The following is a 9,055-nucleotide window of genomic DNA, read 5'->3' as shown; positions in this document are numbered from 1 at the left end:
AATTAAACTTCGTAATGAATTACGTGTTCACTCTTGAGACTTGGTATTCATTTAGCGTCTTGCGACGTTAAGAATCCGTATCTTCGAGTGCCCACACAGATTGTCTGATAAATTGTTAAAGAGCAGTTGCGACGCGGCTTTCAGCTCACTGTCGCGAGGTGGCGTATATTACGCTTTCCTCTTTCAGAGTCAACCCTGAATTTCAGGATTTTTTTCTCTTCAACCGAACCGGCTGTTTGTGTGAAGTGATTCACATCCGCCGTGTCGATGGAGGCGCATTATAGGGAGTCGTTTCAGGAAGACAAGCGGAAAAATGCATTTTTATTTCAACCGCTCATCTTTTAATCGTTACGCCGATTTTTGCTGCTTTTTTATCGCTTGCGGCAGGTCTGCCAGGCTATTTAACACCCAATCCGCTGCATTTTCAGCTTCAGGGGTAACAGGTTTCCCCGTACGCACCAGCACTTTTGTTCCCACGTTCGCCGCAGCCGCTGCCTGCATATCTTCTAATTTATCGCCCACCATATAAGAAGCGGCCATATCAATATGCAAATAATCGCGTGCTGACAAAAGCATTCCTGGATGTGGTTTACGGCAATCGCAGACCTGGCGAAACTCTTCAACACTGCCCTGCGGATGATGCGGGCAATAATAGATGCCATCCAGATCGACATCACGGTCCGCCAGCGACCAGTCCATCCACTCGGTCAGCGTTTCAAACTGCGCTTCAGTAAATTTGCCGCGCGCAATACCAGACTGGTTCGTTACCACCACCAGCGCAAAGCCCATTTTTTTAAGCTCACGCATGGCGTCAATGACACCGTCGATAAATTCAAAGTTATCGATCTCATGGACATAGCCGTGATCGACATTAATGGTGCCGTCACGGTCAAGAAAAATTGCGGGTACGCTCTTCGCCACCTTTTATAGCTCCTTAATAAGGCATGTGCCGCTAGTATCGCATGTTTCGACCTGCAAGAAAGTGCTCTTCGTATAAACCTGATTGATTTAGACGTCTGGATGCCTTAACATCCATTTCATTGACGGCTTTGACCGTATCAGGCAGTCGAAATGCCACGACTAACTTAATGACGATAATAAATAATCAATGATAAAACTTTCGAATATCACCAAAGTGTTCCACCAGGGCACCCGCACTATCCAGGCGTTAAACAACGTCAGTCTGCATGTGCCAGCCGGACAAATTTATGGCGTTATCGGTGCCTCTGGCGCGGGTAAGAGTACGCTTATCCGTTGTGTAAACCTGCTGGAGCGCCCAACCGAGGGTAGCGTTCTGGTCGATGGCCAGGAACTGACCACGCTGTCAGAATCCGAGTTGACCAAAGCGCGCCGTCATATTGGCATGATTTTCCAGCACTTTAACCTGCTCTCTTCGCGTACTGTTTTTGGTAACGTGGCACTGCCGCTGGAGCTGGACAACACGCCAAAAGAGGAGATCAAACGTCGCGTGACGGAATTACTGGCGCTGGTTGGTCTTGGCGACAAACATGATAGCTACCCGTCGAATCTTTCCGGTGGGCAGAAACAGCGTGTGGCGATTGCTCGCGCATTAGCCAGCAATCCCAAAGTGTTGCTGTGCGACGAGGCCACCAGCGCACTGGACCCGGCAACCACGCGTTCTATTCTCGAACTGCTGAAAGACATCAACCGCCGTCTGGGTTTGACGATTCTGTTAATCACCCACGAAATGGACGTTGTGAAGCGTATTTGTGATTGCGTGGCGGTTATCAGCAATGGTGAGTTGATCGAGCAAGACACAGTAAGTGAAGTGTTCTCGCATCCGAAAACGCCGCTGGCACAGAAATTTATTCAGTCGACCCTGCATCTGGATATCCCGGAAGATTATCAGGAACGTCTGCAAGCGGAGCCGTTCACTGATTGTGTCCCCATGCTGCGCCTGGAGTTTACCGGTCAGTCAGTAGATGCCCCGTTGCTTTCTGAAACCGCACGTCGTTTCAACGTTAATAACAACATTATTAGCGCGCAGATGGATTACGCCGGAGGCGTTAAGTTCGGCATCATGCTGACCGAAATGCACGGTACACAACAAGATACGCAAGCCGCCATTGCCTGGCTGCAAGAACACCATGTAAAAGTAGAGGTACTGGGTTATGTCTGAGCCGATGATGTGGTTGCTGGTTCGTGGCGTATGGGAAACGCTGGCAATGACCTTCGTATCCGGTTTTTTCGGTTTTGTGATTGGTCTGCCGGTCGGCGTCCTGCTTTATGTCACACGTCCGGGGCAAATTATTGCTAACGCGAAGTTGTATCGTACCGTATCTGCGATTGTGAACATTTTCCGTTCCATTCCGTTCATTATTTTACTGGTATGGATGATTCCGTTTACTCGCATTATTGTCGGCACATCGATTGGTTTGCAGGCGGCGATTGTTCCGCTGACAGTTGGCGCAGCACCGTTTATTGCCCGTATGGTCGAAAACGCCCTGCTGGAGATCCCAACCGGGTTGATTGAAGCCTCCCGCGCAATGGGTGCCACACCGATGCAGATCGTGCGCAAAGTGCTGTTACCAGAGGCGTTGCCGGGTCTGGTAAATGCCGCAACTATCACCCTGATTACTCTGGTCGGTTATTCCGCGATGGGTGGTGCAGTCGGAGCCGGTGGTTTGGGTCAGATTGGCTATCAATATGGTTACATCGGCTATAACGCAACGGTGATGAATACGGTGCTGGTATTGCTGGTCATTCTGGTTTATTTAATTCAGTTCGCAGGCGATCGCATCGTCCGGGCTGTCACTCGCAAGTAACGTTCAACACAACATAAATAATTGAAGAAGGAATAAGGTATGGCGTTCAAACTCAAAACCTTTGCGGCAGTGGGAGCCCTGATTGGATCACTGGCACTGGTAGGCTGCGGTCAGGATGAAAAAGATCCAAACCACATTAAAGTCGGCGTGATTGTCGGTGCCGAACAGCAAGTTGCAGAAGTCGCGCAGAAAGTTGCGAAAGACAAATATGGCCTGGACGTTGAGCTGGTCACCTTCAACGACTACGTGCTACCGAACGAAGCATTAAGCAAAGGCGATATCGACGCCAACGCCTTCCAGCACAAACCGTACCTCGATCAGCAACTGAAGGATCGTGGCTACAAACTGGTTGCAGTAGGCAATACTTTTGTTTATCCGATTGCCGGTTATTCCAAGAAAATCAAATCACTGGATGAACTACCCAATGAAGCACAGGTTGCCGTACCGAATGATCCGACTAACCTCGGCCGTTCACTGCTGCTGCTGCAAAAAGTGGGGTTGATCAAGCTGAAAGATGGCGTAGGTCTGCTGCCGACCGTGCTTGATGTGGTTGAGAATCCTAAAAATCTGAAAATTGTTGAGCTGGAAGCACCGCAATTGCCACGTTCCCTGGACGATGCACAGATTGCTCTGGCGGTTATCAACACCACCTATGCCAGCCAGATTGGCCTGACTCCGGCGAAAGACGGTATCTTCGTGGAAGACAAAGAGTCTCCTTACGTAAACCTGATCGTGACCCGTGAAGATAACAAAGACGCGGAAAACGTGAAGAAATTCGTCCAGGCTTATCAGTCTGATGAAGTTTATGAAGCGGCAAATAAAGTGTTTAACGGCGGTGCGGTTAAAGGCTGGTAATTTTTAGGCTGTTTCCACAATTTGTAATATCATTCAGGACGGGCGCTTGCCCGTCTTGTCATTTTTACAAGCGCCTGATTCAATATTGACGTTTTGATCATACATTGAGGAAATACTATGCGTGCTTTACCGATCTGTTTATTAGCACTCATGCTAAGCGGCTGTTCTATGTTAAGCAGATCCCCTGTCGAATCCGTTCAAAGCACTGCACCCCAGCCGAAAGCGGAGCCTGCAAAACCGAAAGCGCCGCGCGCCACGCCGGTCCGAATTTATACCAATGCTGAAGAATTAGTCGGCAAACCGTTCCGCGATCTCGGTGAAGTCAGTGGCGACTCTTGCCAGGCCTCTAATCAGGATTCTCCACCGAGCATCCCAACCGCACGTAAGCGGATGCAAATCAATGCCTCCAAAATGAAAGCCAATGCGGTATTACTGCATAGCTGTGAAGTCACCAGCGGTACGCCAGGCTGCTATCGTCAGGCTGTGTGCATCGGTTCAGCGCTTAACATTACGGCGAAATGAGCAGTTTCCAGTTTGAGCAAATAGGTGTTATTCGCTCACCCTATAAAGAAAAATTCGCCGTTCCGCGCCAGCCTGGGCTGGTAAAAAGCGCCAACGGAGAACTGCACCTTATTGCTCCTTACAACCAGGCCGATGCCGTACGCGGCCTGGAAGCGTTCAGCCATTTATGGATCCTTTTCGTCTTTCATCAAACGATGGAAGGTGGCTGGCGCCCGACTGTGCGTCCGCCTCGTCTCGGCGGTAACGCCAGAATGGGCGTTTTCGCCACGCGTTCTACTTTTCGCCCTAACCCGATTGGGATGTCACTGGTAGAGCTGAAAGAGGTTGTTTGCCATAAAGATAACGTGATTCTGAAGCTCGGCGGTCTGGATCTGGTCGATGGTACGCCGGTGGTGGATATAAAACCTTACCTCCCCTTTGCCGAATCGCTTCCCGATGCCAGCGCCAGCTATGCGCAAAGCGCGCCAGTAGCAGAGATGGCGGTGAGATTTACCGCAGACGTCGAAAAGCAACTTTTGACGCTGGAGAAGCGTTATCCGCAGCTAACGCTGTTTATCCGCGAAGTACTGGCGCAGGACCCGCGCCCGGCCTATCGTAAAGGTGAAGACACGGGTAAAACCTATGCCGTCTGGCTGCATGATTTTAACGTCCGCTGGCGAGTCACCGAGACTGGTTTTGAAGTCTTTGCGCTGGAAGGGCGTTAAATTCACGCCCTTCTCTTTTGACATTTCTCCTGCACTGGTAAACTAAATCACTTTTTTTGTCCCAGGCTCGCCTTGAGCCTGTTCTACCTTCCAACTGGAACCGTAACAACATGCGTACTAGCCAATACCTGCTCTCCACTCTCAAGGAGACACCTGCCGACGCCGAGGTGATCAGCCATCAACTGATGCTACGCGCCGGGATGATCCGCAAGCTGGCCTCCGGGTTATATACCTGGCTGCCGACCGGCGTGCGCGTTCTGAAAAAAGTCGAAAACATCGTGCGTGAAGAGATGAACAACGCCGGTGCGATCGAGGTGTCGATGCCAGTGGTTCAGCCAGCCGATCTGTGGCAAGAGAGTGGTCGTTGGGAACAGTACGGTCCGGAACTGCTGCGTTTTGTTGACCGTGGCGAGCGTCCGTTCGTACTCGGCCCAACTCATGAAGAAGTTATTACCGACCTGATTCGTAATGAGCTGAGTTCTTACAAACAGTTACCGCTGAACTTCTATCAGATCCAGACCAAGTTCCGTGATGAAGTTCGTCCACGTTTCGGCGTCATGCGTTCCCGCGAATTCCTGATGAAAGATGCTTACTCTTTCCACACTTCTCAGGAATCCTTGCAGGAAACCTACGATGCAATGTATGCGGCCTACAGCAAAATCTTCAGCCGTATGGGGCTGGATTTCCGCGCCGTACAGGCCGACACCGGTTCTATCGGCGGCAGCGCCTCTCACGAATTCCAGGTGCTGGCACAGAGCGGTGAAGACGATGTGGTCTTCTCCGACACCTCTGACTACGCAGCTAACATTGAACTGGCAGAAGCTATCGCGCCGAAAGAACCGCGCGCTGCTGCAACTCAGGAAATGACGCTGGTTGATACACCGAACGCGAAAACCATCGCTGAACTGGTTGAACAGTTCAATCTGCCGATTGAAAAAACCGTTAAAACACTGCTGGTTAAAGCCGTTGAAGGCAGCAGCTTCCCGCTGGTTGCGCTGCTGGTGCGCGGTGACCACGAACTGAACGAAGTAAAAGCGGAGAAACTGCCGCAGGTTGCCAGCCCGCTGACTTTCGCAACCGAAGAAGAAATTCGTGCCGTCGTTAAAGCAGGCCCGGGTTCACTGGGTCCGGTAAACATGCCGATTCCGGTTGTAATTGACCGTACCGTTGCGGCGATGAGTGATTTTGCTGCCGGTGCTAACATCGACGGTAAACACTACTTTGGTATCAACTGGGATCGCGATGTCGCAACCCCGGAAGTTGCTGACATCCGTAACGTAGTGGCTGGCGATCCAAGCCCGGATGGTCAGGGTACGCTGCTGATCAAACGCGGTATCGAAGTCGGTCACATCTTCCAGTTGGGTACTAAGTATTCTGAAGCTCTGAAAGCCTCCGTACAGGGCGAAGATGGCCGCAACCAGATCCTGACTATGGGTTGCTACGGTATTGGGGTTACGCGTGTAGTGGCTGCGGCGATTGAGCAAAACTACGACGAGCGCGGCATCGTATGGCCTGACGCGATCGCACCGTTCCAGGTAGCTATTCTGCCGATGAACATGCACAAATCCTTCCGCGTACAAGAACTGGCCGAGAAACTTTACAGCGAACTGCGTGCGCAGGGAATCGAAGTCCTGCTGGATGACCGTAAAGAACGTCCGGGCGTGATGTTTGCCGATATGGAACTGATCGGTATTCCACACACTATCGTGCTGGGCGACCGTAACCTCGACAACGACGATATCGAATACAAATACCGTCGTAACGGCGAGAAGCAATTAATTAAGACCGGTGACATCGTCGATTATCTGGTGAAACAGATTAAAGGCTGATGCCAGAAAGGGTCCTGAATTTCAGGACCCTTTTTTACATGGATTGTATAAAATGAATAAACCAAAGGCGTACTGTCGTCTGCTTCTCCCTTGCTTTCTTTTACTTTCGGCCTGTACTGTTGATATTAGTCAGCCAGACTCATCAGCCACAGCGGTAGATGCCGAGGCGAAAACATGGGCAGTCAAATTCCAGCATCAAAGCTCTTTTACCGAACAATCAATAACTGAAATAACTGAATCTGACCTCAAGCCCGGCGATTTGCTGTTCTCCTCAAGCCTTGGGGTAACCTCATTCGGTATCCGCGTCTTCAGCACTTCCTCGGTGAGTCACGTTGCCATCTATTTAGGTGATAATAACGTCGCAGAAGCGACAGGCGCTGGCGTCCAGATTGTTTCCCTGAAAAAAGCCATGAAGCATAGTGATAAGCTTTTCGTCTTACGAGCCCCGGATCTTACCCCGCAACAAGCCACAGATATCACCGCGTTCGCCAACAAAATCAAAGATAGCGGGTATAACTATCGCGGCATTGTCGAATTTATTCCGTTTATGGTAACCCGCCAGATGTGCTCACTGAATCCTTTTTCCGCAGATTTCCGCCAACAGTGCGTCAGCGGCCTGGCGAAAGCGCAGTTAAGCAGTGTTGGCGAGGGGGACAAAAAATCGTGGTTTTGTTCGGAATTTGTCACGGATGCATTTGCCAAAGCCGGGCATCCGCTTACGCTGGCGCAGTCAGGTTGGATTAGTCCTGCCGATCTGATGCATATGCGTGCTGGCGATGTCTCTGCGTTTAGGCCAGAAGCACAGTTACAGTATGTTGGGCATCTGAAACCAGGGATTTATATCAAAACGGGTCGCTTCGTTGGACTGACCCGGTGATAAAAGCCAGTCTCAGAGTGTTTATGCCGGATGTGGATTAAACGTTTGATCACTCCTAAGGAATGGGGGTGTTTTGTAGGCATGATAAGACGCGCCAGCGTCGCATCAGGCGTTGTGCACAGAATGCCGGATGCGGTGTGAACATCTTATTCGACCTACAAAATCGTGCTAATTCAAAACATTGCAATCTACTCTGTAGGCCTGATAAGCGTAGCGCATCAGGCAATTTTGCGTTTGTTTCTGCCACAAGCAGGTTTACTGCCCCAAACTACTGCAATCCTGGTTCGGGAAAAATTTACCAGCCGTATCGGGCGCTAATACCTTAGTCGGTGCCCCGATATCCGGATTAGCCTCAAGCGTAAAGTGACCTTCTACTGACAGCAGCACCGGTTTTTCACTGCTGCCGCGAGCAGCCAGATAGCCTCGTTCCAGCTCTGCGTTATTTGCCACCGCGAATCGTTTTCCGGTCGCACAATCAGTAAAAGTTGCTGCGTCAGCCATATAAAAATACATGCCACGCATGGTCATCGGCGTCATGGGCAAGCTGGATTTTGCCGGTTCCAGTGTGTAGTTGAACTGCGATTCAATCGGATTACCTTCACGATCGAGCATCTCCAGCGCATCACCTTTTGCCCGATAATATGACTTTTCGCCTTTAGTGTCGGTTAATACAAGTTTGTCTGCGGTTCTCGCCCATGTACCGTAGGAAGCAAAAGATGAAGGCTCTTCACGAGCGCCCAGATAGCGCTCATTCATCACCCAGGTTCCATCTTTTTCGAGAAACAAAGAGGTTTCGATCCCTTCACAATCAGCACACGGCAGCACACCACGCCAGCTTTGCGGCATCGGTTTCAGCTCGGCGGCCTGCGCTGGGGAAAGCATATCTACTTCGGCCCGATTATTACATCCCATTAGAGTAAAGAGACTGATTACAGTCATCGCTGCTACTATCGCTTTTCTCACCATCAATTCCTTCTTTTTATTCCCGACCGCTGCGCACTTTGCCACGCAACGCCTTCACGGTTGATTTTTGTGCTTTCGATACCAGCCTGCGCTCTTTCGATGCACGGGTAGGTCGCGTCGGTCGTCGGGATTTTTGTACCGTTGTTAATTCTTTAATCACTGCCACCAGTCGGGCCAGCGCCGCTTCGCGGTTCAGTTCCTGGCTGCGGTATTCCTGAGCCTTAATGACAATCACACCATCACTACTAATCAGGTGATGGCTGGCGGCGAGCAGGCGCTCTTTGTAATACTCTGGCAGGCTGGAGGCCCGAATGTCAAAACGCAGATGAATAGCCGTTGAGGTCTTATTGACATGCTGCCCGCCCGCCCCCTGAGCACGAATGGCGGTGATCTCGAGTAGGCAGCCTGGCGGCTGCGGCTTGTCATGGCCTGAGATTACCGTTATAAAAACAAGCAATGTCATTGTCTTTCAGGTGGTTATATGGCCCGTTCAGCTAAACCCCGAAAACGAAAACCCGC

10 protein-coding genes are annotated in these 9,055 nt (G+C 50.7%); 7 read left to right on the top strand and 3 right to left on the bottom strand.

Annotation, left to right across the window (positions count from 1 at the left end):
* Nucleotides 1-348: 348 nt before the first annotated feature.
* Entirely contained in the window at nucleotides 349-921 is a 573-nt protein-coding gene (gmhB, locus tag C0K55_RS25150; protein ID WP_001140179.1) for a D-glycero-beta-D-manno-heptose 1,7-bisphosphate 7-phosphatase, read from the bottom strand.
* 187 nt (nucleotides 922-1,108) lie between these two features.
* On the opposite strand from gmhB, the gene metN reads away from it, so the two are divergent.
* The 7 genes from metN to C0K55_RS25115 all read left to right on the top strand — a co-directional run bounded on the left by metN (nucleotide 1,109) and on the right by C0K55_RS25115 (nucleotide 7,573).
* On the top strand, nucleotides 1,109-2,140 hold the full coding sequence (gene metN, locus C0K55_RS25145) for a methionine ABC transporter ATP-binding protein MetN (RefSeq protein ID WP_000593986.1): 1,032 nt from the start codon (nucleotides 1,109-1,111) through the stop codon (nucleotides 2,138-2,140).
* Nucleotides 2,133-2,786 (top strand): methionine ABC transporter permease MetI, encoded by a 654-nt coding sequence (locus C0K55_RS25140; protein WP_001517783.1) that lies wholly within the window; start codon nucleotides 2,133-2,135, stop codon nucleotides 2,784-2,786. Before metN ends, C0K55_RS25140 begins: the two co-directional genes overlap by 8 nt.
* 39 nt (nucleotides 2,787-2,825) lie before the next feature.
* The gene (gene metQ, locus C0K55_RS25135) at nucleotides 2,826-3,641 is read left to right on the top strand and encodes a methionine ABC transporter substrate-binding lipoprotein MetQ (RefSeq protein WP_000874673.1); all 816 of its coding nucleotides are present in this window, start codon (nucleotides 2,826-2,828) and stop codon (nucleotides 3,639-3,641) included.
* A 117-nt stretch (nucleotides 3,642-3,758) separates the two neighbouring features.
* On the top strand, nucleotides 3,759-4,163 hold the full coding sequence (rcsF, locus tag C0K55_RS25130) for an Rcs stress response system protein RcsF (RefSeq protein WP_001202319.1): 405 nt from the start codon (nucleotides 3,759-3,761) through the stop codon (nucleotides 4,161-4,163).
* Entirely contained in the window at nucleotides 4,160-4,867 is a 708-nt protein-coding gene (gene tsaA / locus C0K55_RS25125; RefSeq protein WP_105224943.1) for a tRNA (N6-threonylcarbamoyladenosine(37)-N6)-methyltransferase TrmO, read from the top strand. Before rcsF ends, tsaA begins: the two co-directional genes overlap by 4 nt.
* Nucleotides 4,868-4,977: 110 nt before the next feature.
* Nucleotides 4,978-6,696 (top strand): proline--tRNA ligase, encoded by a 1,719-nt coding sequence (gene proS, locus C0K55_RS25120; RefSeq protein ID WP_001260711.1) that lies wholly within the window; start codon nucleotides 4,978-4,980, stop codon nucleotides 6,694-6,696.
* Nucleotides 6,697-6,748: 52 nt separating this feature from the next.
* On the top strand, nucleotides 6,749-7,573 hold the full coding sequence (locus C0K55_RS25115; protein WP_016249636.1) for a YaeF family permuted papain-like enzyme: 825 nt from the start codon (nucleotides 6,749-6,751) through the stop codon (nucleotides 7,571-7,573).
* Nucleotides 7,574-7,828: 255 nt separating this feature from the next.
* Here C0K55_RS25115 and nlpE read toward each other — a convergent pair whose 3' ends face one another.
* Nucleotides 7,829-8,539 carry an envelope stress response activation lipoprotein NlpE gene (gene nlpE, locus C0K55_RS25110; RefSeq protein WP_000251764.1) on the bottom strand — a complete coding sequence of 237 codons (711 nt, stop codon included), beginning with the start codon at nucleotides 8,537-8,539 and terminating at the stop codon, nucleotides 7,829-7,831.
* Between the two features lie 13 nt (nucleotides 8,540-8,552).
* Complete coding sequence (gene arfB, locus C0K55_RS25105) at nucleotides 8,553-8,981, bottom strand: alternative ribosome rescue aminoacyl-tRNA hydrolase ArfB (RefSeq protein ID WP_442899379.1); 429 nt, start codon at nucleotides 8,979-8,981, stop codon at nucleotides 8,553-8,555.
* Nucleotides 8,982-9,055 lie beyond the last annotated feature (74 nt).

Source organism: Escherichia sp. MOD1-EC6098, from assembly GCF_002965865.1.
GTDB classification, from domain to species: Bacteria; Pseudomonadota; Gammaproteobacteria; order Enterobacterales; family Enterobacteriaceae; genus Escherichia; species Escherichia marmotae.
Note: the sequence above shows the minus strand (reverse complement) of the source record. Positions and strands in the feature narration are given on the sequence as shown.